Annotated in this window: 19 protein-coding genes; 12 read left to right on the plus strand and 7 right to left on the minus strand. The window is 58.7% G+C overall.

Translation table 11 applies throughout. The features are described 5' to 3' along the window. Position 1: 1 nt before the first annotated feature. Together Pan181_RS12720 and Pan181_RS12725 are read right to left on the minus strand one after the other, a co-directional pair. Positions 2 to 880 carry a polysaccharide deacetylase family protein gene (locus Pan181_RS12720; RefSeq protein ID WP_197529220.1) on the minus strand — a complete coding sequence of 293 codons (879 nt, stop codon included), beginning with the start codon at positions 878 to 880 and terminating at the stop codon, positions 2 to 4. 22 nt (positions 881 to 902) lie between these two features. Then, complete coding sequence (locus Pan181_RS12725) at positions 903 to 2,054, minus strand: GNAT family N-acetyltransferase (protein ID WP_145247193.1); 1,152 nt, start codon at positions 2,052 to 2,054, stop codon at positions 903 to 905. Between the two features lie 309 nt (positions 2,055 to 2,363). Between Pan181_RS12725 and Pan181_RS12730 the strand changes: the two genes are divergently transcribed. The 5 genes from Pan181_RS12730 to Pan181_RS12750 all read left to right on the plus strand — a co-directional run bounded on the left by Pan181_RS12730 (position 2,364) and on the right by Pan181_RS12750 (position 11,317). Further along, on the plus strand, positions 2,364 to 3,857 hold the full coding sequence (locus tag Pan181_RS12730) for a GumC family protein (protein WP_145247194.1): 1,494 nt from the start codon (positions 2,364 to 2,366) through the stop codon (positions 3,855 to 3,857). 104 nt (positions 3,858 to 3,961) lie between these two features. Then, entirely contained in the window at positions 3,962 to 5,389 is a 1,428-nt protein-coding gene (locus tag Pan181_RS12735; protein ID WP_145247195.1) for an O-antigen ligase family protein, read from the plus strand. Continuing rightward, positions 5,386 to 6,183 (plus strand): WecB/TagA/CpsF family glycosyltransferase, encoded by a 798-nt coding sequence (locus Pan181_RS12740; protein ID WP_145247196.1) that lies wholly within the window; start codon positions 5,386 to 5,388, stop codon positions 6,181 to 6,183. Before Pan181_RS12735 ends, Pan181_RS12740 begins: the two co-directional genes overlap by 4 nt. Positions 6,184 to 6,232: 49 nt before the next feature. Further along, complete coding sequence (locus Pan181_RS12745; protein WP_145247197.1) at positions 6,233 to 7,366, plus strand: sulfatase-like hydrolase/transferase; 1,134 nt, start codon at positions 6,233 to 6,235, stop codon at positions 7,364 to 7,366. Between the two features lie 174 nt (positions 7,367 to 7,540). After that, positions 7,541 to 11,317, plus strand: a complete 3,777-nt coding sequence (locus tag Pan181_RS12750) for a hypothetical protein (protein ID WP_197529221.1) — start codon at positions 7,541 to 7,543, stop codon at positions 11,315 to 11,317. 8 nt (positions 11,318 to 11,325) lie between these two features. Here the strand turns inward: Pan181_RS12750 and Pan181_RS12755 are convergent, their stop codons facing one another. Together Pan181_RS12755 and queG are read right to left on the minus strand one after the other, a co-directional pair. Beyond that, the gene (locus Pan181_RS12755; RefSeq protein ID WP_145247199.1) at positions 11,326 to 12,417 is read right to left on the minus strand and encodes a tRNA dihydrouridine synthase; all 1,092 of its coding nucleotides are present in this window, start codon (positions 12,415 to 12,417) and stop codon (positions 11,326 to 11,328) included. A 5-nt stretch (positions 12,418 to 12,422) separates the two neighbouring features. Next, positions 12,423 to 13,592, minus strand: a complete 1,170-nt coding sequence (queG, locus tag Pan181_RS12760) for a tRNA epoxyqueuosine(34) reductase QueG (protein WP_231943830.1) — start codon at positions 13,590 to 13,592, stop codon at positions 12,423 to 12,425. Between the two features lie 160 nt (positions 13,593 to 13,752). Here queG and Pan181_RS12765 point away from each other — a divergent pair, with 160 nt between their 5' ends. From Pan181_RS12765 to Pan181_RS12775, 3 genes are all read left to right on the plus strand, one after another. Further along, the gene (locus Pan181_RS12765; protein ID WP_231943831.1) at positions 13,753 to 14,220 is read left to right on the plus strand and encodes a hypothetical protein; all 468 of its coding nucleotides are present in this window, start codon (positions 13,753 to 13,755) and stop codon (positions 14,218 to 14,220) included. Between the two features lie 261 nt (positions 14,221 to 14,481). Beyond that, a complete protein-coding gene (locus tag Pan181_RS12770) occupies positions 14,482 to 15,549 on the plus strand; it encodes a hypothetical protein (RefSeq protein ID WP_145247202.1) in 1,068 nt (355 codons plus the stop codon). Positions 15,550 to 15,733: 184 nt separating this feature from the next. Continuing rightward, positions 15,734 to 17,686 carry a preprotein translocase subunit SecA gene (locus tag Pan181_RS12775; RefSeq protein ID WP_145247203.1) on the plus strand — a complete coding sequence of 651 codons (1,953 nt, stop codon included), beginning with the start codon at positions 15,734 to 15,736 and terminating at the stop codon, positions 17,684 to 17,686. Between the two features lie 159 nt (positions 17,687 to 17,845). On the opposite strand, the gene Pan181_RS12780 is transcribed toward Pan181_RS12775, so the two are convergent. Then, positions 17,846 to 18,493, minus strand: coding sequence for an IS630 family transposase (locus Pan181_RS12780; protein WP_145244957.1), 648 nt, complete (start codon positions 18,491 to 18,493; stop codon positions 17,846 to 17,848). Beyond that, complete coding sequence (locus Pan181_RS12785) at positions 18,481 to 18,945, minus strand: helix-turn-helix domain-containing protein (protein WP_145244956.1); 465 nt, start codon at positions 18,943 to 18,945, stop codon at positions 18,481 to 18,483. The genes Pan181_RS12780 and Pan181_RS12785 overlap by 13 nt, the downstream gene beginning before the upstream one ends. A gap of 161 nt (positions 18,946 to 19,106) precedes the next feature. On the opposite strand from Pan181_RS12785, the gene Pan181_RS12790 reads away from it, so the two are divergent. The 3 genes from Pan181_RS12790 to aroA are packed head-to-tail and all read left to right on the plus strand — an operon-like array spanning position 19,107 to position 22,780. After that, positions 19,107 to 20,231 (plus strand): HEAT repeat domain-containing protein, encoded by a 1,125-nt coding sequence (locus Pan181_RS12790; protein WP_145247204.1) that lies wholly within the window; start codon positions 19,107 to 19,109, stop codon positions 20,229 to 20,231. A 12-nt stretch (positions 20,232 to 20,243) separates the two neighbouring features. After that, complete coding sequence (locus Pan181_RS12795; RefSeq protein ID WP_145247205.1) at positions 20,244 to 21,479, plus strand: outer membrane protein assembly factor BamB family protein; 1,236 nt, start codon at positions 20,244 to 20,246, stop codon at positions 21,477 to 21,479. Positions 21,480 to 21,493: 14 nt separating this feature from the next. Further along, positions 21,494 to 22,780 carry a 3-phosphoshikimate 1-carboxyvinyltransferase gene (gene aroA, locus Pan181_RS12800; RefSeq protein WP_145247206.1) on the plus strand — a complete coding sequence of 429 codons (1,287 nt, stop codon included), beginning with the start codon at positions 21,494 to 21,496 and terminating at the stop codon, positions 22,778 to 22,780. A gap of 36 nt (positions 22,781 to 22,816) precedes the next feature. Here the strand turns inward: aroA and Pan181_RS12805 are convergent, their stop codons facing one another. Beyond that, positions 22,817 to 23,062 (minus strand): response regulator, encoded by a 246-nt coding sequence (locus tag Pan181_RS12805; RefSeq protein ID WP_145247207.1) that lies wholly within the window; start codon positions 23,060 to 23,062, stop codon positions 22,817 to 22,819. Between the two features lie 429 nt (positions 23,063 to 23,491). Between Pan181_RS12805 and Pan181_RS12810 the strand changes: the two genes are divergently transcribed. Beyond that, on the plus strand, positions 23,492 to 24,415 hold the full coding sequence (locus Pan181_RS12810) for a hypothetical protein (protein WP_145247208.1): 924 nt from the start codon (positions 23,492 to 23,494) through the stop codon (positions 24,413 to 24,415). Positions 24,416 to 24,420 lie beyond the last annotated feature (5 nt).

Below are 24,420 nucleotides of genomic sequence, written 5' to 3' on the forward strand. Positions count from 1 at the left end.
CTCAGCCCCTTTCTCCCACGATGCATTCCTGCCGTTCGTGGACTTGAGGCATAGCAGTCAATTCGGGATCGAAGGATGGGCTACGGAATACCTTCATCGCATCGACACTGAGCCAATGCTTGAAGCGGACGAACTCGGGGTCGCCGTGGAAGCGTTCCAAATGAAACGAGTCGCTGCCGGGGAAGTTGTACCCCCCGTAGGCGGAGCACACGCCCGCAAATCCGGCCTGTTGGGCTACTTGAAACGCTTCGCCGCTAAGATGTTGAGGCTGACCGTAAGGAAAGGCAAAATAGCGGACTTCGCGACCAAGCATGAGTTCGAGATCTTGCTTAGAGCCCACGATCTCGTGCTGGAGTTGCTGCGAATCGAGTTCCGCAACGTTCGCGTGCGATCGGGTGTGGGCGCCGATTTCGATACCGGCTTCCGCGAGCCGACGAATATCGTCCACGGTGTTCGGAGCCAATGGCTGACCAAGTTCCACATCGTGCGGAAACGGCTTTCCGTTACGGATATAGTCGGTCGAAACAAAATAGGTGACCGGGATCTTGCGTTCCAGAAGCAATGGTAACGCAAAGTTCATATTATCCGCGTAGCCGTCGTCGAAGGTCACCACCGCCGTGGGGCGGCGGTTCTTGCCTCGCTCGATGCGATATTGGGCCTCAGCCATTGACACTAGATCGAATCGTTGGCTAAGCCAGTCGATTTGTTCGGCGAACGATTGGGTACTGATCGTCCAAGGATTCGGAACATCGTCGGCAACACGATGATAGAACACGACCTGTACGGGCTCGTGCCGGCGGTAGCGACGGACCTGTTCCATGGTCCAGCGAACTGGAGTCGAAACCGTATAGTACGTATTGAGTAGCCAGCGTCTGGCCATCGACATTTGCATGGCTCGACCCTTAGCTTCCGTGAGATGTCGAGAGTCCATCCGCAGGACCATTTACCAAGGGCCGCAAGCGAGCCTTCAGTGAGCTGGCCAACGATTCCGCAAAGTCGGCGGTCTGTGCCAGCCAGTTCGTGGCATGCGACGGCGCAAGCACGCGAAGGTGGTAGGTCGGTCGAGCGGTGGCTCGCCAGTGGGCCTTGTAGGGTTCGTTGCCGCGGAGCAGATCGAAGTGAACGGCGCCCGATCGGATCGCGGCCTGAATCGAGGCCATCAGCGATAGTCGGCCAGGTTGCTCGTCCTGTTGTTCCGGTGCAAAACCACCTTGGTAAGCGTACACGCTGGCGTTTCCGGCGAATTGATACTCGGCCGAGATAGGCTCGCCATCCAAACGAAGCAGGCCTAGTCGCAGACGACCTGCTCGCAGAAGTTGCTCCGCAAAGTCGTGGTGGAAGGCCGCAAACCGTTCGGAGGCAAAGCTGCCAGGCTCGCCCAGGCTTTCGCGGCGACGTTGGTGCAGATCGACGAAAACCGGCCAAGTGTCTCTAAGTTGCTGTGGTGTTTGCACCTGTTGCCAGTGAGCTCGATCGGACTGGAGTACACGATGATCCAGCTTTCGAAGTTGTTTGCGATGCGACTTGGAGAGCATCGCCAGAAAGCCTTCCCAACTGTCGGGCAGGTCGATGCTCCAGCAGTTGCCTTCGGCGCGGCAAGTAGTGGTGCAGCCAACCGCAGCGAGTCGATCGGCCAGCATGTTCATGGTGACGTCGGAGTCATCGATGCTTTCGAGTTCGAGACGATTCCACTCGTCGCTGGCGCGCAGGTGTTGGGAAAGTGCTTCGACCACGGCGACCTGATCTCGCTCACGGCACAAGACACTCAAGTGGTCGCTGCAGACCTCTCCGCTACCAAGCCAGCGGACCACCCGCCCACGGGTGCGCGATTGCTCCACGTACCACGGTGCGATGGCCAGTGGTTGCTGGTGGTGCTGCACGACGAGCACGTATAGCTGTTGCTTGGTCGATCCGTCGCCGGCCCCGTAATGCTTCCACCAGGTTGCCAGCCAGTCGAAGGAACGAAAAGGCACACCGCCGTCGAGCACGTTCCACGAAGCACGCAAGTCTTCGAGCGCAGCAAGAGTGGTGATGGATTGTACCTGAACGCTCAAGGTAGCCTCGTCGACTAAGCAGCAATAGCAGCAGGGAGGGATCAACTAGTAAGGAAGTGTGCCTTGCGACTTTGATGGCTTCAAACCACTCTTGGTGGGTTTCCGGATACTCTGGTTGTAATGGCTGCTGGCGGTGTTGAGTTTCGGCAACACGTTGATTCTCGGCAACACCCGACAGCAAGGTTCAAAAGCAAGAAAGCTCAGCTTTTCCGGTGTTTATGCGCGTTCTGGGCGATTGGCACAGTGGTTGCCTTCTGTTTGGCCGTCTCGCCTTTGCTCGCTTGAATCCTCTTCGGAACAGAACCTACCATGACGCGTCCAGTCGCCTCGAGTCTTTCGCCTCGCCAGTTTGTTGAGTTGCTGGTGGAATATCGCAAGCTGTGGTTGGTGCCGATGGTGGTGGCCACGGTGCTGGCAATCGGCTACTCAGTGGTGATGCCGCGCAATTGGAAGGCCACCCAAGGCTTGCTGGTTCGCCCCGAAGTCGCTGGACTCGGCAACGACCGTCTTGGTAAGTTTGGCGACCTATCGGAAATGAAGACCTTGCAGGAAACGTTGCTCGAACTGGCACGGAGCAAGTCGGTTGTCACCAAAGTACTGCAGGAAGTTGGACCTCCCGCGAATTGGAAGAAGAACAAAGCATGGCCCACCGCGCAGGACGTGGTCGACTTTCGCGATGCGATGGTCATGAACCCTCCCGGTGGTGCTGAGTTCGGTAAGACCGAAGTGTTTTACCTCGGCGTGCTCGACCAAGATCCCGAACGGGCCGCTGACCTCACGTCGAGTCTGGCTGCTGCCCTGGAGCAACGCACCCAGGAAATCCGTCAGGGGCAGGCCGACAGCATGATTGCCGAACTGGCCAACGGGGTGTCGCAAGCGGTCGAAACACTCACGCTGAAAACCAACGAGCTTTCGGAGTTCGAAGGAAGCGTGGGTGCCGACCTGAATGATCTACGGAACCTGCTGAATCCCATCGGTGGAGCCAGCGAAAGTTCGCAGGACAATCTGGCCATTCAGGCCGAATTGCGGGCGATTCGCTCGGAACGTGAGCAAAACGAGAAGCTGCTGGAAGTGCTGCAAAAAGCCCAGAAAGACCCGCAAATGTTGGTTGCCACGCCTGCTACGCTGCTTGCTTCGCAGCCAGCCGTGGATCGCCTGAAGCAAGGGGTGATCGACGCTCAGCTGAATACCGCCCGGTTGTTGGGTACCTTGGCTCCCGCCCATCCTTATGTGCTTGCCGCTCAAGAGGCCGAATCGCATGTTCGCGAGCAACTGCACCGCGAACTGGCAACTGCCATCCAAGGCTTGCAAATCGAACTCGAAGTCAGCCAACAACGTCAGGCTGCCCTCAAGCAGCAGCTTGTGGAGAATCAGGATCGTCAGCGGGGGCTTGCTCGCCATCGTGCGGTCTATGCCCAACTGGTAGCGGCTGTGGATAATCAAACTCAGTTGGTCGATGCTGCTCAAACCCGTCTGGCTGAAGCCCAGAGCCATCTGGCTGGGGCCCAGTCGGCTAGTCTGCTGTCGCGAATCGACCACGTGGAATCGGGTATCAAGCCGGTTGGACCAGGTCGGGCGACCGTGGTTGGTGTTGGTGGTCTACTGGGTTTGATGTTGGGTCTTGGCATTGTGTTCGTCAAACATGGTCCCCGCCCAATGGACGTAGCCGAGCTGGAGGCGACTCCCGCAACAGTTGCAGGTCGCACCGAGTTTGGCTTTGCCTCGCCCCGCTCGCATCGTTTCACCTTAAGCGAAGCAATTGCCACTGGCTACGAAGCTCGCGAAACCGCAGGTGCCCACTAAGAGCGATACGATCGATTCGACCCTGCCGAGTCGATCCGTGAGCTACAGTTTAGGAATCGAGGTCATGCTCGCTAAAGTGCTTCTTCTCTGGTTCGACTTATCCAATGGCTCTTATCATCGTGTTCGCCGTGTTGGTTGCCCTGTTGTGGGGAGCCATTGCCTTTCGCCGGTTTACGCCGGTGGGAGTGGCTGTAGCGACGGTAGCTATTGGCTACGTGCTGGGCTATGAGTTCTGGCACCTGCACCTAGGACCGCTGCCGCTAACAGTCGACCGACTGCTATTGGGTGTGTTAGTGGCCGCCCTGGCGATGTTCGCCTGGCAGCGAAAGCTGGTGCATTGGACTCCGCTGACCGTCGACTGGGCGATCTTTACTTTGTTGGGCTGGCTGACTGTAAGTTGCGTCTTGGCGAACGTCGGCAGCGACGCCGATCTGCCGGTATCGCCATTCTTTCGCTTGCTGTTTAGTTTCTGGACTCCCACGCTGCTCTACCTGGCGGTGCGAATCGCCCCTCCCTCGACTCGTACTACCACCTACGTGCTCGCAGCGTTTGCAGCACTGGGTACCTACCTGGCGGTGACCGCCTGTGCCGAAATCACGCAGCAGTGGTGGGCGGTGTTTCCGAAGTACATTACCGATCCGGAACTCGGCACGCACTTTGGCCGCGCCCGTGGTCCTGCCTTGAACTCAGTGAGTCTGGGGAACTACCTTTGCTTGTGCTTCTGGGCCACCTGGACCCTCCGCCCCCGCGTTCGGCGATCGCTTCAATTAGTGCTGTTGGGATGCATGGGCCTGATGGTGCTCGGCATCCTATTCACCTACACCCGCAGTGTGTGGATGGGCTTCGCCCTCAGTGCGTTCGTGATGCTCATCGCCCATACTCCTCGTGAGTATCGCTGGCCGGTTGCGATCGGTTCGTCCGTTTGCGGAGCGTTGCTGCTGATGGTCGCCTGGTCGTTCGTGTTGTACCTGAACCGCGAAGACTCGGGCTCGGTGTCCGAACACTCCGTCGAGCAGCGCACCTCGTTCGCGTATGTTTCCTGGAAGATGTGGTGCGATGAACCTCTGGCAGGCGTCGGCTTTGGACGGTTCTTCGACAAGAAGCTGCCGTACCTGTCGGACCGACACCAGTCGTTCGAACTCGAATCGATTCGCAATCTGCACCATCACAACACGTTTCTCGGCCTGGTGGTCGAAACCGGATTGGCTGGCTTGGCCGCTTACTTGGCAATGCTAGTTGGGTGGATCTGGATTGGTTACCGCATGACGTTCGACGAATCGAACTCTCCAGCAATGCGACAGATGGGACGACTGTTGTTGGCGGTGCTTTGTGTTTATTTGCCGTCGGCACTGTTTCACGATCTGACCCACATTTTCCAGGACCAGACGTTCTTGTTCCTGATTGCAGGCCTTGCCTTGGCCGTGGCCGAACAGCATAGCCCGGTAGCGCAGCCGGCAACCATGCCGAACCGCGTTGGCTTTAGCTCCTTCACTACGACTTCGCACTCGAAAACGGGATTTCACGCACCATGACCGCTGTTAGCTGCCCCGTACCAGTCGCTCAGAAGCCCGTTGTACAGCTCTTCGGCATGCAGATCGACCGAGTTGATCTGCAGCAAGCGACTGCGCAAGTGATGGACTGGTGCGAGTCTCCGACCTCGATAAATTGTCGCTACGTAGTGACCCCGAATGTCGACCATGCGGTGCTGCTCAGCCATCACGAAGGTCTGCAGAACGCTTACAAGTCGGCCGCGATGGTCTTGGCCGACGGGGCGCCGATTGTTGCTGCATCTCGCCTGCTGGGGCGGCCGCTGCCCGAACGCGTGGCCGGGAGCGACTTGGTACCGAGCGTGTTAGCCGCTGCGGCTGCTGGTTCGCAGCCCTTGCGAGTGTTTTTATTGGGGGCAGGACCCGGAGTGGCGGAACGCGCCGCGGAAGCTATCCATCAGAAATACAACAACGTGCAGGTAGTCGGCACCCATTGCCCTCCCCTTGGATTCGAACACAACTCGGCAGCCAATCAAGCGGCCCTCGATGCGGTCTCCGCCCAGCCGGTGGATCTGCTGGTGGTTGGTCTGGGGGCTCCGAAACAAGAGCTGTGGGTCGCCAAGCATTACCAGCAGCTCAACGCCAAGGTGGCACTTTGTGCGGGGGCGACGATCGATTTCCTGGCCGGCGAGAAGCAGCGGTCGCCAGTCTGGATGCGGCGCACCGGTCTCGAGTGGGTGCACCGCCTGGCTAGCGAGCCCCGTCGGTTGGCAACCCGATACCTTCGCGATGCCATCGTCTTTCCGCAACTAGTTTGGCGGGAATGGCGGGCCGCCTAGCCCTGGCACCATCTTTGCCCGCTACGTTTGGCTCTCTATACTCGTCTGAATGACGAATCGTGTAATCATCGTGTTGATGGTCGACGGCCTGCGAGCGCGGGCTTTAGGTGCGTATGGGAATACGTGGTACTCCACCCCTTCGCTCGACGCACTGGCCAGCGAGGCCACGCTTTTCGACCGTGTACTGGCCGAGTCGAACCAACTAGGCGACGTGTACGACTCGATCTGGACCGGGCAGCATCGCTTGTCGCCTGCGACTACCGAGTCTATGCATTTGATCGAACAACTGCGGAGCGAAGGTTACCTGTGCCATCTGGTGACCGATGAGCCAGAACTGGCCGAGCGGGAGGACCTTGATCATTTCGACGAAGCCATCGTGCTGAACCCTGCTCCTGCGGAAGAAGCCGACGACGTGATGGACTGCGGGCTGGCTTCCACCTTGGTCGCGGCCGCCGATCAACTCGGCGAGTGGTCGGCCGAGTACGAACAGCCGCGGCTGCTCTGGATTCATCTTCGCGGGTTACTCTCCCCGTGGGATGCCCCGCGAGAGCTGGCTGAAAGCTTGCTGGGCGAGGAAGATCCTCCGCTCGAGTCCTCGGTCGAAGTGCCAGAGCAGGCGGTTGCCGATTCCGACGAAGCTGCCGATTTGGTGCTGCATACCGCAGTGCGATACGCCGGCCAAGTCATGGCGCTCGACGCGGCGGTGGGAGCGGTCGACTCGCTGGTGGCCGAACTCTGGCCCGAAACACCGGTGGAGTTCGTGCTAGCAGGTACGCGGGGCTACGCCCTCGGCGAGCACGGTTGGCTCGGCATCGACGCCGCGGCTGCACACCGCGAACTGTTTCAGGTGCCTTTGATCATACGTGGCTCTCAGGTCGCCGCGATGCGTCGCGAATCGGCGTTGCTGCAATCGAGCGATCTCTATGCGTTATTGCTGGAGTTGTCCAAATCGGGCAGTTTGCCTACTTTGTCGCGGGAACAAGCGAGCGGTTGCACGAACGATTCCCGTTTTGTCGAAACGAACGAGTGGTCCTACGTGGCTGGCTGGCCTGCCGAAGGGGAAATTTCGGGGGAACTCTACGTGCATCCCGACGATCAATGGCAGGCAAACAATGTCACGACAATTTGCACCGACGAGTCGGCAGTGCTAGCATCGCTGCTCACTGAAACAGCCGATAAGTAAAGCAATCACTATAGCGTTGCTCGGCGAGCGCAACTACAATTCTGCCAATTAGTTAGTGCATGTCAGCCGACGACGGCTGGCGATGACTTCAGATTACCCTTCGGCGGACAAGGATGTCCGGTGACCAACAACCTTTCCACTAAACAGTGGTCGCCAGGAAGGTGGCCGTGGTTAGTGCTAGCCATCTTGGGCTACGCACTGGTGGTTGTTGCGCCTGCTAGGGCCGAAGATTCCACGTTGCGTCTGCGAATTGCTTGGGGTGGTTCCAAGCCAATTCAATGGGCTGCACGCATGTCGGTAAACGGCGGCACGCTTACGGACATGTCGCTGCTAGGGCGCGAAGCCGACACGCCAGGAAGTCTGTGGATCGATGCTGGTACCGTGTTGGTCGCCCAGCCCCGAGCTCGCACGTTCGATGGCTGTGACATTACCGTTCACTCGGCGATGACCGGTGCGATACGACTCGAGTTTCGGGCAGCCGGCGACTCCGAGTCGACCACAGTCGAGATTCCCCTCAGCGAGTTGATGACCACCGCTCATCGCTCCGCGTTGCCTGCCGCCGACGATCAATCCGCGGCGACTTTACTCGTGCACCGGGTATCGGACGATGCGCTGCGAATCGATCTGGACCGCGACGACCTGATCTTCACACCCGGCGAGAATCTTGAGTTTGATATGACCCCCGTCGTGCCTGGATTGGAAGCGGGCAGCGCGATCGACTTGGCCGTGGCCGTGTTCTCGGGCCGCGGGGGGCATCAAGAGTGGAGTATTAACTCGCGGAAAACGCTCCCCACGCAAGGAGAGCTCCGCCTGCCGATTTCGATTCCGCTGCCGGAGAAAGAGGGCGTTTATACGGTTCGCCTGACCATCAGTACTCCTCCAGGTAATCGGGCGAAGTTCTGGGAATCCTCGACCGCCGAGAAACTAGCCGAACGCACGTTCCAGGTGGTGGTGCTCGAGCCGAACGCGCCGATTCACTACCGCGATGCGGAGTGGAAAACGACGCTGGAGATCGATCCAGCGAATCCCAAGTGGTACGACCGCCTGCCCGACTGGACTCGACTCGACCGACTGGCGAAATGGACGGTCGCGCCGATGGGGAGCGAAACCTCGGGGACCGCCACGATGCACGATCGACAGCTGGTTGAGCTTTCTGCCAGCCGCGCAACGCATCCCACTTGGCAAGCTTATCCGCTGCCCGCTGCGGAGATTGGTCTTCCGCACGTCGTGGAGGTCGATTTGCCAGGCGATTTTGCCCAAGAGCTGGCGATTCGCATCTACGAGCCCGATGCGGATGGCAAATTGGTGCCGCTGGGGCCTGCGACCGCAATCGTGGTCGATGCATCCACACTGCCAGGCACCGAGACTTTTGTCAGTCATCGCTGCTTGTTCTATCCGCGAACCAAGTCGCCCGTAGCGGTGGTGCAGAATCTCTCGAACGAAAACAAAGCCCGCTTCGGCCGCATTCGTCTGCGATCGGTGCATGGCTCGCGGGATGGCGATCTGGCGATTGCGTACAACGAACGCCCAATTGCCGCCTACTTCGACTGGAACGAATTGCTCGAACACACGAGTGCCAGAACGCCCGCCGCCGATGGCCGGCCTGCGGTCGACGACTGGCAAACCTTCTATCTGCTCGCCGAACGTTTGGCCGCGTCGCTCGAGCTATCGGGCTACAACATGGCGGTGGTAAATGTCTGGCGCGATGGCGGAGCGGCTTTCGACGCGGGCGACTATCCCACGACCCCGGTCATGAACTTTAGCCGGCTCAACACCGGAGCGACCGATCTGCCGCCGATCGATCCCCTGGATCTAATGCTGCGTATCTGTTCGCGACGCGGGCTGCGGATGGTACCGAGCATTCGGTTCAATTCGTCTTTGGTCGATGTGAATCGGATGATGCGTACTCCACAAAAACAGAAGTGGACTATTGAGAATTACCCGGTGTGGACCGATCTCGCAGGGCGTCCTCGAACTACCATCACCCAGCACCAACGTGGTAGCACTCCGCACTACTACACTGCCCATCCTAAAGTCGCCGAGGAGGTGCAAGGCATCGTCGATCGCCTGATCGTTTCCTGCTCAGGCCACGCCGCGTTTGCTGGGGTATCGCTCGAACTATCGGCCGACAGCTATCTAGCATTCCCGCCAAGCGAATATGGAGTAACTCCTACGCGTCTGGCGAATGTCGCTGCTCGCATGAAAGTGAACTCCGAAGTACTCAACAATTGGATCCAGAATCCACATCAGATGCTCGACGATGCGTCTGCGCGACGTGTCTGGCACCGCGAACGAGCGCTCGCGACCACGTCCCTGCTGGGATCGATCGCTACGAATCTGTACTCGAATAATCCCGAGGCGTCTCTTTGGTTGTTGACTGCGGAGATGTTCGATACCAATGAGTTTTCGCTCCGCCCGCAGTTTGCCCCTCGCCCGCTGGACGAATTGTATCTGGAGCGGGGAGTTGACCTGGCGCAGCTCGAATCGGCCATCGGGGCTGAGGTCGTCTTGCCGCAGTTCGACGTCACCGGTAGTCCTTTGGCCGATGCCGCACGTCCGATGGAACTTAGTCAACGGACCGCCAATAGCGCAGGCGATGCGCTAGCGATGTGGCAACTTGGGCGAAAGATACCTGCGATCGAGAACTCGGCATTCGCTGCCGCATCGGCCGCTGGTCGATTGGCCCCGGTTGCGAATCCCAAGCAAGTTGGCGCGGGACTCACTTCCAACACGTATCGCGGTAGCACCGGTCCTCTTATGGTCGGTGGAACTGCCGGCCCTGCAAATCTTGCTGATGACCAACAACGATTGTTATTGCGGTTACTGGCCAACATTCCGCGTGGGGCGGAACCGGTCGGCAAGTCGATTATCGAGCAACCCGTGTCGGTGCAAGCCTATCGACTCGGCGAAGAGTTGATCATGACCGTGGCCAACGATTCCCCCTGGTCGGTTCAGGCCAAGATTACGTTGAATGTCTCGGCACGGACCACGGCCGCGCAGATTAAGTCCGGCGAGAAGGCGATGCCTGTGGTGTCGTACGCCGAGGGTCTTAGCGCCTGGCCGGTGAAACTGTCTCCCTACGAAGTGCAGGTTCATCGATTTGCCAAGAACGAGGTGGCCGCCACCGGTGTGGTGGTGCAGCTCGATCCAAGTGTGGCCAAGCAACTTGCCAAGCAATGCGAATTGCTGGAGCGTCGCGATCTGAATCCCTCGCAAAGGCCGCTCTACGCCGAGGTGCTGAACCCCTCGTTTGAAAAGGTAGATGAACAGAGTCAGGCATTGAATTGGCTGTCGGCCCCGACCGTGATGGGGGGATTAGATGGCGAGCGCGCCGCGCAATTGAAGTCCGACGGGCCCTCCACCAACATAAGCACTCCCCCCTTCAAGACTCCCGCGACAGGGCAAGCCGCTTTGACCGCTCATTTGAAAGTGGTGGATCTATCGGAGGACGCAGAATTGCGTTTATTCGTGGAGCAAGTCGATTCGCGTGCTCCACCATCGTGCATTCGGTTGTCTGCAGCACGCTTGTTCGAGGACCAGAAATCGCAGTCGTGGAACGCCTACCAGTTTGGGGTGGAGGATTTGCCGTTCGACTCGTCGGCCAAACTACGCATTCGGTTCGAGTTAATCGGCAAGGGAGAAGTGCTGATCGACAAGGTCGAAGTGCACGACCTCGTTTATCCGTTGAGAATCTACCCTGAGTCGGATCAGCAAGTCCTGGCGCTCGTGCAGCATGTGCGGCGTACGCGTCAGGCGCTCGACGCTCACCAGTATCGCGACTGCCTGAACCTGCTGAACTCGTACTGGTCGCAATTTGTGATTGAGTACCTGCCAGAAACCAAGCTGGTTCCTGCCGAGACCGTTGCGCCGGCCGCACCGACGAAACCAGTATCCGAATCGACATCGACTCCCAAGTTGTCGGATCGAGTACGCGACTGGTTCCGATTCTAAGACTCGAGTTAGCGAACAGCCAGGCTCGCTGCAGCGAGTGAAGCCTCGTCCATCACAGGGGCTGGCTCGTCTACTTCGGGATACAGCCCTGGAGCATCGGTTGCGTACCATTGCTCAAGCACCTGCCGCCAGGCACCTGGTTGTTTGACTTCGCAGAAGGCCTTGCGGACTTCCAGTGGGCTCGGGTGCAGCACCGAGTACTTGATGGCAAACTTTCGCATGGTGGGCAAACAACGGTCTTCGCCATACGAGAGTTCTGCTAACCGATAATGCTCTGCAATCACATCGCGTTGTTCGAACACGGTTGGGGGTGCGGGAAGCGGTTGTCCGGCTGCCAAGGCGCGGGCTTGGGAGAAGATCCACGGATTGCCAATTGCCCCTCGGGCGACCGTGACTCCGTCCACTCCAGTGTAGGCGAGCATGTCGAGGCACGACTGGGCGGTGAACAGATCACCGCTTCCGAGTACAACTCGCTCGCCGGCATGCTGCTTGAGCTCGCGAAGGAAATCCCACCGCGATGGGCCAATGTAACGCTGCATGACCGTGCGGCCGTGCACCGTGATGGCGGCCACCCCGCGCTCGTAGGCTCCATCGAAGATGGTGTAGAATTGATCGCGACTCTCGGCGGTGTCGTCGATGCCGCGACGCATCTTCACGGTCACTGGAATGTGATCGGGGACCGCTTCGCGGACGCGGGAGACGATTTCGAGGGCAATCTCGGGCTGGCTCAGGTGAAAACCACCCCGGCACCGCCCCAGCACTTTTTTCACCGGGCAGCCGAAGTTGATATCGATCACGTCGAATCCGGCCGCTACCAGACGTAGTGCGGCGGGGCCGAACTGCTCGGGCTCAGCCCCCATCAACTGTCCCGCAACGGGGTGCTCCTCGTCGGCGATATGCAGGAAATGGCTCGTGCGTTTTCGCTCTTTGAGAGCGACCAGGAACTGGTCGAGCATCACCTCACAAAGGGTGTAGGGAGCCCCAAAACGGCGGGCGAGCACCCGCATCGGCGAGTCGCTATAGCCAGACAAAGCCGCCTGCACGACCGGGAAATCGAGCTCGATGGGACCAATACGTAAAGTGGGTAACGGTTGCTTCATGGGGCTCAATTTTTCGCATCCGAGTCGGGCGGGTCAACCGGCCTCGGTGAATTGTCGAGTTGAGAGAGGGAATGCCGTATTTCGGCAATCACGTCGGCATCGTCTTCCATGTTCAACCGCTCCGACAACGGCTGCACGGCGGCCGACGTATAGTGGCCCAACGCCCAGGCCGAGGCCCCGCGGACCAGGGGCTCGACGTCGTGGAGTCCCTTCAGCAAAGCGGGCATCGCTGCCGGCGTGGGCCGGTTGCCGAGCACAATGGCAGCGTTGCGAAGAATGCCGCGCCGTTTCGGGCGCCAGAGTGGTGTCTTGCGAAACCGGTCGCGAAACGCCTGCTCATCCAAGTCAAACAACACAGTTAGCTCGAGTGGGTTTAGCTCGGGCGAGGGGGCGAAGGTGGTTTCCGACGACACCGGAGCTTTGCGATTCCATGGGCAAACGTCCTGACAAAGGTCGCATCCCAACATCCATTCTCCCACACCGGGACGCAGGTCGAGAGGAATCGGATCGCGAAGCTCAATCGTTAGATAGCTGATACAGCGTGAGGCATCCAGCACGTGCGGTTCGGGAAACGCGTCGGTCGGGCAAACGTCTAAGCAGGCGGTACAGGTTCCGCAGTGGTCGGTTGCGGGTTGTTCGCTGACTTCGACCTCCAGATCGGTAAGCACCGCAGCCAGGAAGAACCAGCTACCTTGCGGACGATTCAGCAGCAGCGTGTGCTTGCCAATCCAGCCGAGACCAGCCAACTGGGCGTACTCTCGCTCGAGCAGTGGAGCGGTATCGACCACGCCGCGTAACTGCGCGTCGGGATACTGCTGGCGGATCGTCGCCATGAGTTGCTTGAGCCGAGCGTGGATGATGTCGTGGTAATCTACAGGCCCCCACGCGTAGCGGCTGACTCGCCCGTGACCTGCGGGAACCTCGGCCGGAGGCTCGGTGCGATAGTCGAGCGTGAGCATCACAAGGCTTCTCACCCCCTCTAGCACCGAGCAGGGATGATGGTACGCTGCGCGGCGATCCTCCAGGTAGCTCATGGTGCCGGCAAAACCGGACTCGAGCCAGGCGTCGAGCTTGCTCGTACCGAGAGCGGTGACTGCCGGGGCGACGCCGACCGACGAGAAACCGCAAGCGATCGCCTGCTCTTTAATCCAGGTTGTCAGCTCTTGTTTTTGCACCAATGGAGCCTAGGTCGAGGCCGTTACAATCGGAATAGCCGGTGTTTTTTCGGCGAAATGGTAAATCTTGTTGCGAGAAAGCGGGGGCGTGATTAGCGTGGAATTTGTATCGTCGCACAAACAACCGATCGCTACTTATACCCCCTGAGAGATTTCTACCATGTTAGTACGTACTCTTCTTGCCGCAATGGTTTTTGGCTTGGTCGCTGTGACTAGCCCGATGGCTCAGGCCGAGGAACCATGTGGCATGGGCCTCTCTGGTGGCTACGGATACGACTGGGGCTACGGCATTGGTATCGGCGGCTTGTACAACGGCCTCGATCGCTACACCGACTATCGGGTGCCCTATTTCGCCGCCCATCCGCCGGTGTACTACAGCCACCCAGTACCACGTACCTACGGCCATTCGCCATTTGCCTATCCACCGCATTTCCGCACTCCGGATATCTCCTTCGAAGTGGCTCCTGTCACGATTACGAATCCTTACGTGCCGTCGAGCGAAAAGCCGGCCAGTGTTGAGCGGGCGAGCGACTCGGATGAAACTGTCGCCGCTCCCGTGGCTTCCGATCCTTTGGTGATCGTGAATCCCTACGTAACCCCCTCGACCTACGCCAACGCTGCTCGCTAGCAACTAGCGTATAGAACGAGTGTTCCTACAGACGCGTGAAGCAGCTTGACGCTGGGAGTCGGCCGTTTCACGCGTCTCTTTTTGCGCCGATTTCGCTCAAGAAATCGACCTGGACATCCGACGGCAATTCCGCGATGCTCCGCGGGTCGCTAGTGATGCAGGCAGGAAGCCTGGCTAGCACTGGCGAATAGGGTTCAAGGATCGAGCCCTCTTGTCCCTTCCACTCGACGATGACCGCACATGGCAGAAAGGATGCTGCCCATGGCCGCCGAGCCGTATTTACTCAGGCCGCTTTGCATCAATACTTCGTGTTTTCCCACCGTAGCAACGCTGTTGCTAGCAATGGTGCTGCTTGGCACCACTGGTTGTAAAAACACGCCTAGCTCACTACCCAGCCCCTTTCTTGCCGATCGAGTACCTCCGCCTGACTCCCGTATTCCTGCACCTGGTACGGCTGATCCCTACTATCAAGGGGGAGCGGTAACACCGCTGCCATCGACTCAGCCGATGGTGCAACCATTCCCAGGCACGCAGCCCATGACGCAGCCGGTGCCGGCTACCATGCAGCCTGGGGTTCAACCCTTGGGTGCGCTGACACCGAGCCAGGATATCACCCCACTACCAGCCAACGATGCGGTAGCCGAGTTCAGCGCACCGGCCAGCAGCCATAGCTTTGCTGGTGAAGAAGTCGCGGTGAGCATCCCCTCCGATGAGCAAGCGATGCGATTTGCCATGGTTCCCGAACCGGCGCAACCATCCGCAGCTCAGGCAGCCAATGCCCCGGTTGCGAACTTGGCCATGCAAACGGGGCCAGCCCCCACGACCACGGCTACCGTGCTCCACGATTCGACCGCGGCGAACTCTACGCCCACCACTGCTCCCACGATTACCAACTGGCCACCAGCGGTGAATTCCACCAGCCCTTCGAGTTCGCTGACGGATAGCGGAGTGTCGGGGAATGCTTCCGGTTTGTTCCGTGATCCCACGGTGCCGACCCAGGCTCCCGAACTGTATCAGGAACAGACTCCCCAGCCGATCCAGCAAACCACGGTGCCACGCGTACGAGTACCTGGTGCTGCCGAGCGGATTCGCGAAGAAGTGGTGCCTGGCAACGTGAATACCACCAGCTATCAGGTCGGTTTCGCTGGCGGGGGCAACAGCACTACCATGGCCATTCCACCTTCGGGTATCGCGATCCCAGCAACGTTTGCACCTGAAGGTTCGACCAACTCAATACCTTCTGGTGATGGGTTCCGGACTCGAGGCACTTCGCATCAGCAGGCCTCGCCAAACCAAGGGCCAACCACGCTGATGGTCACTCCGGGCTGAGTGCAACTAGTTGATTCGGTGGAGGATGGTCTTCCCTTCGACAAGCCAAAAAAACTGCGGTCTGTGACCGTCGAATGACCTCGCGTCCGCGATAATCGACACAATCCTCCCTGAGCGACAGGCGAACCATGGGGTACACTGTAGCAATCGCCTAGCCCCTCCCCCTTCGTAAGTTTCAGCCGCCGTGTCGACGATTCCACAAGGACTGTCCCGCAAGATTCAAGCCGTGGCTGGTGGGCCGACGCATCGCCGGCTCGCCAAGTGGGCATCCTACGTACCGGCCATCGGGGCGTTGGAACCTGCGTTGCAGGAACTCAGTGCTTACGATCTACGAAAAGAGAGTCTCTCGCTTCGCTATCGGGCGCGTAGTGGTGAGCCGCTCGATCGGTTATTGATCGAGGCTTTCGCACTGGTTCGCGAAGCGGGCCGGCGAACACTCGGCATGCGACACTTCGACGTTCAGCTGCTCGGCGGGGCCGCAGTGCATCATCGCTCGATTGCCGAAATGCAAACCGGTGAAGGTAAAACGCTTACTGCGACCCTACCGATGTATCTGGCCGCCTTGGAAGGCAAAGGGGCGCATCTGGCCACGGTCAACGATTACCTGGCCAAACGCGATGCCGATCTGATGAAGCCGATCTACGAGGCCCTTGGCTTGTCCGTAGGTGTGATACAAGGCCAACAGCCTCAGGCGGATCGTCGTAAGGCGTATCATTGCGACGTCACCTACGGAACGTCGAATGAGATGGGCTTCGACTTCCTGCGCGACCGCTTGCTGAAGCGACGGATCGACGAGGGGCATCGCGATCTGTTTGGCGAAATGCTTGGTGGTCAGGCGTCGCACAACGAGAAGCCAGTGCAACGCGACTTACACTACATGCTCGTCGACGAAGCGGATAGTATTCTCATCGACGAAGCCCGGACCCCGCTGATTATCAGTGCTCTGCCTGGCGAAGACGAGAAGATCGCTGCCGAAGCTTACTCGTGGGCGGCCGAAGTCGCTCCCAAGTTCATTGAGGACGAGCATTACGAGTATGAACACAAAGAGAAGCGAGTCGATCTGGTGTTGGAGGGACGACAACTCGTTCGCGAATTGCCCAAACCTTCGGCCACCGACAAATTGCCGCTCTCGACGATTTATGAATACATCGAACGAGCCATCAAGGTCGGCCGCGAGATGATCCTCGACCGGCACTACGTCGTGCGAGATGGCGAGATCGTGATTGTCGACGAGTTCACCGGGCGTCTAGCCGAAGGGCGTAAATGGCGAGCCGGCATTCACCAGGCGATCGAGGCCAAGGAAGGGGTCGAAGTGACGTTCGAAACCAATCAGGCCGCCCGCATCACGATTCAAGATCTCTTTCTGCGCTACGCCCGCCTTACTGGTATGACAGGCACCGCCCGGTCGAGCGCCCGCGAGTTGCGTAAGATCTACAAAACATACGTGGTGCCGATTCCGACAAACCGCCCCCCGATTCGCCAGCAATTGCCAACCCAGGTGTATGGAACCGCCGAGGCTAAATGGCACGCGATTGTCGACGACGTGATGGCCGAGCATCAAAAGGGTCGCCCGGTGCTCGTCGGTACCCGGTCGATCGATAAAAGCGAAATCCTCTCGCGTCTGTTGGAGGCCAAAGGCCTGGTGCACACCGTGCTCAACGCCCGGTACATCGCCCGCGAAGCCGAAATCGTTGCCGAAGCGGGGCAGCACGGAAAGATCACGGTAGCCACAAACATGGCGGGACGTGGTACCGACATCAAGCTTGGGCCTGGGGTCGAGGAAATCGGCGGCCTGCATGTGGTTTGTACCGAACTACACGAATCGCAACGTATCGACCGCCAGTTGATCGGTCGCTGCGGCCGCCAAGGCGATCCCGGCACCTATCGCCAGTTTCTTTCTCTCGACGACGAAATTCTGCTGCTCGGCTTTGGCCCCAAGAAAGCCAAACGGCTTCTGGAGCTAGGCGCCCGCTCCGAAGGTGCGCTGAGCGGTTACGAGGGTGCATTTCGCCGCGCCCAGCAAAAGGTCGAACGAAAGCACTTCCGCGACCGAAAAGTGATGCTGTATTTCGAGAAGGAACGCCAAAAAATGCAGCGTCAGATGAGTCAGGATCCCTATTTGGATACCGCTGGTTAGTGCCAACTCCGCGTCCATGCCCTTATTTGGCGATTCTTCATCACGCCCTCGCCTACCAATCGGTCGGAACCGCAATTTTGATAACGGTCGGACAAATTCTGAGTTGCGAGCTAGCCATCGCTGCGGAATTGCGGTTAGACTAGTACGTCGTCCCGGAAGTCATTTCCTATAGAGTTCAGGGAAGACGCGTTTGGCGTCTTTTCGATGGAAGGTCCAATTGATTTTGATTTTCTTCCGATTGCGGTCGCGTGAACAGTGGGAGAGTTCGCTTTGAACCTTGTCGAGCGAAGCCAACCGACGTCCCAGGCATTGTCGCTGTATGGCCGAGATTTCGATCTCGGCCATGTTGAGCCAACTGGCATGCTTGGGGGTAAAATGCCACACAATCCGCTCCAGCATTGGCCGAGCCGCCTCCTCGCCAAAGGTTTCGATCAACGACTTCTCGTTGTGCGTGTTGAGGTTGTCCATCACCAGATGAACCCGCTCTGCGTCGGGATAGCGCTTCAAGAGGTCGCGGACGAACCGGGCGAAGTCGGCTCGCTTGCGGTGACGCTTGGCCTGAACGAATCGCTTGCCCGCCTTCGGCTCGACCGCCACGAACACGCTGCAGGTTCCGCAGCGGCGGTACTCGTAGTCCTGCTTCGCGATCTTGCCGGGTGCCGCGGGCTCGGGCGGCCGCGCGTCGTCGACCCTCTGATAGGGCTGCTCGTCGAGGCAGACGACCGGCTCGTTCGGGTCGAGCGGCTTCTCGTACTGCTCGAGGACGTCCTCCATCCGCTCACAGAACTCGTCGTTCAGCTTGGGCACGCACCAAGTTTTTTTCGCCACGGCTTCAGGTCGTGTTCCTTGAGCCACAGCGAGACCTCCGTCACGCTGAGCGAATCGACGAAGCCTTCCTTCACCGCGTGCTCGCACAACAATTCCAGCGTCCAGCGAGCCCGTCCCTCGGGCGGCTCGCTGCACGCCAGGGCGATTACCTGTTGCTGCTGCCGCTTGGTGAACTCTGGGGGGCGGCCCGAGCGAGGCGCATCGTACACCGCCCGCTGGACGCCCTCTTCGCAGAACCGCTTTCGGACGGCTCGGACGTTGCGCGTCGTGCAGCCCACATGCTCGGCGATCTCTTCGTCGGTGCATCCCGAGTCCGATTTCAATAATATCTGGCAGCGACGCACCACTTGCGCCGCGCGGGCGCCTGAGCGTGCTAGCTGCTCCAAACCTCCACGGGCCTGGTGGTCCAGGCAAACAATGTGCTTTTTCATTCCGCAGCATATAGCAGCGGAATGGATTTCAGGAAAGACGTACTAGGTCCCCGCAACCAATACCCCCGAGCCACGATTGATGGGAAAGTTTTCCGACCGAACGTGGCTCGTTGCCTATCATCACGCAAAATCCCACTGCTGGACAATCCTCCCAGGAGCCCATGGCTATGCGCATCACCGGATATCTGGTTTTGATCTTTGCCGCGTTGCTCGCTCCGGTGCATGCCACCGAGGTGACCGACGCGATTGAGATTGTACGAACCGCTTCGCCGACCACCGCTACGAGCGACGAGATACGCGCCGCCTGGAAAACTCTGGCCGATGCCGAAGTGGATGAGATTCCCACCATGCTTCGCGGCATGGGTAGCGCAAATCCAGCAGTCGAAAACTGGTTGCGAACTGCGGTCGATGCGGTGTTCGAACGAGCCTTGGCATCCAAATCCGAACTACCGAAGGCTGCCCTGGTCGACTTGCTCGCAGACACGCAGGCCGCGCCGCGTGGGCGTCGGACAGCTTACGAGTTGCTGGAGCAGATCGACCCACCCAAAGCTCAAGAGTTGCTCGTGAACATGATGGAAGACCCCAGCCTGGAGATTCGCTACGACTCAGTAGCCGCCAATCTGGAACTCGCCGATGCCGCCGAAGGCGAGGCGAAACAACAGCAGCTTCACAGAATACTCGGTTCAGCTCGCGACCTCGAACAGATCGAGCAATGCATCACCTCCCTGGAGGAGTTCGGCGAAGAAATTGATCTGGCTGCGCATCTAGGCTACATCAAGTCGTGGCGACTCTGCGGGGTATTCGACAACAGTTCTCAGGGGGGATTCGCTGTGGTTTATCCTCCCGAGCAGACGATTGATTTCGCCGCGAGTTACGAGGGCAAAGAAGAGACCGCCCAATGGCAAAGCGAGTCGATCTCTACCGACGACAGCATGGGCAAAGTCGATCTCAACGATCTGATCGGCCCCGAAAAGGGGGCGGCTGCTTACGCTTATACCGAAATCGAAGTTGCCGAAATGACTCCGATTCAAGTGCGTTACATCAGCCCGAATGCCACCAAGCTGTGGGTGAACGGTCAACTGGTTGCTTCGAACGAAGTCTACCACGGCGGCACTGCCATCGATCAGTACATCGTGGATGTCACGCTCCAAGCGGGCGTGAACAAGCTGTTGATCAAAGTTTGCCAAAACGAACAAACCGACGCCTGGGCGCAAGTGTGGGAGTTTCAACTTCGCCTGACCGACCAACTGGGCGGCGCCATCGACTTCACCCCGATTAAGCAATAAGGTAGATCCACTATGAGCCTAAGAATCTTCTTGATTGCCTGGATGTGTGCCTCGATGGCTTCGGCTGCCGAATGGAGTGGGTTTCGTGGCCCGCAAGGCAGCAGTACCGCCAGCGACAGTACGACTTTGCCCGATAGTTTCGATACCGAGTCGGGAGAGAACATCGCCTGGCGTTGCAAACTGCCAGGACGCGGGGTCAGCGGTCCCGTGGTTGCTAACGGTAAAGTACTCGTCACCGCTTCGAGTGGCAAAGAACGTAACCGACTGCATGTAGCAGCGATTGATGAGCAAACCGGCACCCTGTTGTGGCATCGCCAATTTTGGTCGACCGGGCGCAACCATTGCCATCCATCGTCGGCCAACGCGGCGCCGACTCCCGCGACCGATGGCGAGCGGCTGTATGCGTTTTACTCGTCTAACGATTTGGCGTGTTTCGATCTCGAAGGAAACATGCTCTGGTTCCGTGGACTAACGCTCGATCACCCTGGAGTCGGCAACGATGTCGGCATGGCTTCGTCGCCGGTAGTTACGGGCGATGTCGTGGTGGTGCAGTGTGAGTGTCAGGCGAACTCGTTTGTGGCGGCCTACGACCGCCTGACCGGCGAAGAAAAATGGAGCCTCGAGCGTCCCCCATCTCCGAACTGGGCTTCGCCAGTCGCACTGGAAATCGAAACCCCCGGCGAGGGCAAAGTGCCCGCCGTCGTGCTGCAGTGCGGCCGCAATCTTGCCGCCTACCGTGCTGATAATGGGGCGATGTTGTGGGACGTGAAGATTTCGTGCGGCGCGATTCCTTCCGCCTCGGGACGCGACGGAGTGCTGTATGTTCCCACGAATCGCGGCATCGCAGCCGTGGCGACCAAAGTCGATCAGCCTGGCGACCGCATCCTCTGGACGGAAGATAACCTAAAATGCGGCAATCCCAGCCCCATTGTTACCAGCGACGCACTGCTGGTGGTTAACAGTGCCGGAGTACTGACGAGTGCATCGCTCGAAGATGGCTCGACCGATTGGAAAAAACGCCTCGGTGGTCGATACTGGGCGACTCCCGTGGTTGCCGGCAACCGATTGTATGCGATGACCGACACCGGCGAGGCCATTATTTTCGACCTGGACAACGAGAAAGTGCTCGCGAAATGTTCGCTCGGCGCAGACGAACAAGTTTCGGGCTCGCCGGCCGTTGTCGATGGGGCTTTGTTTGTTCGTAGCCACGACTACCTTTGGAAGATTGCCCAGAACTCTTCGGAGTAGACTATAGTTAATCCATGTCCGATTCCATCACCATCGCCCCCGCGGTCGGCCCGCTACAGGCCGAAGTTCGTCCTCCTGGTTCCAAGAGTATCACCAACCGAGCCTTGGTCTGTGCTGCGCTTGCTAAAGGTGCTTCGACCCTGACCGGTGCACTGGTGAGTGACGACACCCAGGTGATGATCGAATCACTTGGGCGGTTAGGTATTTCCGTTGCCCTTTCCGACAACGGCACCACCCTGCGGGTCGATGGAAGCGGCGGCAAGATTCCCGCCGCAGAAGCGGAGCTGTTTATCGGCAACAGCGGAACCACCATTCGGTTTCTTACCGCCATGGTGTCGCTCGGTCAGGGAACCTATCGCCTGGATGGAGTTCCTCGGATGCGCGAGCGCCCGATCGGCGACCTGGTGAACGCCCTCGCCCAGCTTAGAGTCGAAGCCAGTTGCGAGTCGCCCGGCGGTTGCCCCCCGGTGTTGGTAAAGGCAACCGGTCTACCGGGAGGTTCCGCGTCGGTCCGCGGCAATATTTCGAGCCAGTATCTCAGCGGTTTGTTGATGGCCATTCCCTCGGCCGCTGGCCCCGTGGAACTAGCGATTCAAGGCGAGCTCGTCTCGCAACCCTACGTGCAGATGACTTTGGAAGTGATGCGTTCGTTTGGTGTCGAACTCACTGCGCGGGAAGATCTATCGCAGTTCACCTCGCCTGGTGGGCAGATCTATCAAGCATGCGATTATGCCATCGAGCCCGACGCATCGGCTGCTAGTTACTTCTGGGCCGCCGCAGCGATTGTCGGCGGATCGGTCACTGTGGCCGGACTCTCCACCGAAAGCTTGCAAGGCGATGTTGCCATTGTCGACTTGCTCGAACAGATGGGCTGCCAGGTCGATCGGCACTCCGACCGAATCACCGTGACCGGTGGCAAGCTAAAAGGTATCTCGGCCAATATGAATGCCGTGAGTGATATGGTGCAGACCATCGCTGCAGTCGCCTTGTTTGCCGAAGGCCCCACCGAGATCACTGGTGTTGCCCACAATCGGCACAAGGAAACCGATCGCATCGGCGCTCTAGCCACGGAGCTTCGCAAGCTGGGAGCCGAAGTCGACGAACTGGAAGATGGACTCCGCATCACGCCCGGCCCGCTACGCCCCGCCAGTGTGGAGACCTATGATGATCACCGGATGGCGATGAGTTTGTCGCTGGTCGGTCTCAAACAACCTGGGATCGAGATTCTTGATCCCGGCTGCACGTCGAAAACGTATCCAGAGTTCTTCGACGACATGAAAAAAGCGACCAGCCGTAGCTAGTCGCTTTTTGTAATGATGTTGGGCTCAGATTGGCCTTCAACCAATCGTTTGATTCTCGGCGGCACGCGCTAGGCAGATGCCGCTTTGGCGAATCAACTCGTCGGCACGTTGAAGTACCGACATGCTCGTGTCGTCGTGCAGATCACCCGTCGAATGATCTACGGCCGCGAACTTAGCCCCGCAATGCTGACAAACAACATTCTTTCCAAGGTACTCGATTCTGACTTGCAGTTTTCTCCCGCAAGTTGAGCACTCCTGTACGAAGTACGTGCTGTTGGGCATGGCATGGCTCCTGGAGGTTATTAAGTTACGTCGCCTTACGTGAACCTGAGACGTCCAAGTTAGCGTTGCTAGTCTTGAATTGCAAACGGTCGAGGCTCTCCACAAAGCCCAGAAACGGACCTATTGTGTGAAGTAACCTATTGTGTTCGAAGAACTTATGGATTTCCATAAATCTTCGGGGATTCAGAAAAAAGGGTGTTACCCCCCCCTGCGGATGGGTGCATCCCCATTAATCTGAAACTGTAGTAATAGACGCGACGCTTGGCAAATGGTTCGGGGTTTCATGATTTGTGAACTAAGCTTGCGTGATCCGTCAGTAAGTTTGTGAAGTTTCGCTGCATCGTTCTCGTCGCCCACGGTCGAATCGATTAGACTTGTATCCGTCAGGCGATTGATCGCACTCCTAGCTCTACAATTAGGAGACCGAAATTGGGAAACAAAGTGTACATCGGAGTGGTGCTCCTCCTGTGGGGATCGAGCATGACTTGGCTCGTGGGGTCGAAGATTTTGCCCCCATTTCTGCATGGAGAGCCGCCGAAAACGGCAATTAAGTCGGGGGAACCCGTTTGCTGGAAGGTTTGCGTTGGCCAACAACACATCGGATGGGCGGTCAGCCAGGCGGTTCCAGGAGCCGAAGGCACCACCGAACTACATAGCCGCGTCAAGCTCGAGCAGGTTCCGCTGTCGCGAATGGCTCCCCGCTGGATGGCTACGGTGATCGACAACATTGGTCCCCTGCAGCTCGATATGCGGTCGCGAACCACGCTCGATTCCCTCGGCAACCTTTCCCAATTCGACGTAAGTGTAGAGCTGAACGACCTCCCCTCGGCCATTCTCATGCGGGGCGTGATCGAAGAAGGCTTCATCCGCCTGCGTCTGCAATACGGCGAAGTGGTCCACCGGATGAATTACCCCTGGCCGGAGCATGCCATGCTCGGCAGCAAATTGACCCCCGACGACAAGCTATTGTCGGTTTATCCAGGTCGCCGCTGGCAAAAAGAGATCTATAACCCCTTCGGCGGTCCCCAAGGCGCGATTGAGATGATCGAAGCCGAGGTCACCGGCGAGGAGTCCATTCTGGTCGACGAAGAAGTTATTCCCACCCGGCGCATCGAATATCGATCGCTCGACTCCACTGGCGTCTCTGCCGATGATCGCCGTCGCTCGACCGTCTGGGTCAATATGGAGGGATCGGTCGTTCGGGAAGAGATCGTACTGATGGACGTCATGCTGCGTTTCGAACGCCAGTCGCCCGAGCGTGCCAAGCGTAAAGCGGAACAACTGCTCGAACTCGATCAGTACGCCACGCTGAGCACTCCCGAGCCACTCCCCTCGCCCGAAATGCGAGAATAGGCTAT

Origin of the sequence: Aeoliella mucimassa (genome assembly GCF_007748035.1) — a bacterium.
Taxonomy (GTDB): domain Bacteria; phylum Planctomycetota; class Planctomycetia; order Pirellulales; family Lacipirellulaceae; genus Aeoliella; species Aeoliella mucimassa.

Bases quoted from the DNA above. Each gene is read 5' to 3' on its own strand.
- Pan181_RS12790 (WP_145247204.1), top strand. From the start codon at position 19,107: ATGGCTATGCGCATCACCGGATATCTGGTTTTGATCTTTGCCGCGTTG.
- Pan181_RS12730 (WP_145247194.1), top strand. From the start codon at position 2,364: ATGACGCGTCCAGTCGCCTCGAGTCTTTCGCCTCGCCAGTTTGTTGAG.
- Pan181_RS12805 (WP_145247207.1), bottom strand. From the start codon at position 23,062: ATGCCCAACAGCACGTACTTCGTACAGGAGTGCTCAACTTGCGGGAGA.
- Pan181_RS12720 (WP_197529220.1), bottom strand. From the start codon at position 880: ATGGCCAGACGCTGGCTACTCAATACGTACTATACGGTTTCGACTCCA.
- Pan181_RS12765 (WP_231943831.1), top strand. From the start codon at position 13,753: ATGTTAGTACGTACTCTTCTTGCCGCAATGGTTTTTGGCTTGGTCGCT.
- aroA (WP_145247206.1), top strand. From the start codon at position 21,494: ATGTCCGATTCCATCACCATCGCCCCCGCGGTCGGCCCGCTACAGGCC.
- Pan181_RS12745 (WP_145247197.1), top strand. From the start codon at position 6,233: ATGACGAATCGTGTAATCATCGTGTTGATGGTCGACGGCCTGCGAGCG.
- Pan181_RS12735 (WP_145247195.1), top strand. From the start codon at position 3,962: ATGGCTCTTATCATCGTGTTCGCCGTGTTGGTTGCCCTGTTGTGGGGA.
- Pan181_RS12770 (WP_145247202.1), top strand. From the start codon at position 14,482: ATGGCCGCCGAGCCGTATTTACTCAGGCCGCTTTGCATCAATACTTCG.
- Pan181_RS12785 (WP_145244956.1), bottom strand. From the start codon at position 18,945: ATGAAAAAGCACATTGTTTGCCTGGACCACCAGGCCCGTGGAGGTTTG.
- Pan181_RS12795 (WP_145247205.1), top strand. From the start codon at position 20,244: ATGAGCCTAAGAATCTTCTTGATTGCCTGGATGTGTGCCTCGATGGCT.
- Pan181_RS12740 (WP_145247196.1), top strand. From the start codon at position 5,386: ATGACCGCTGTTAGCTGCCCCGTACCAGTCGCTCAGAAGCCCGTTGTA.
- Pan181_RS12755 (WP_145247199.1), bottom strand. From the start codon at position 12,417: ATGAAGCAACCGTTACCCACTTTACGTATTGGTCCCATCGAGCTCGAT.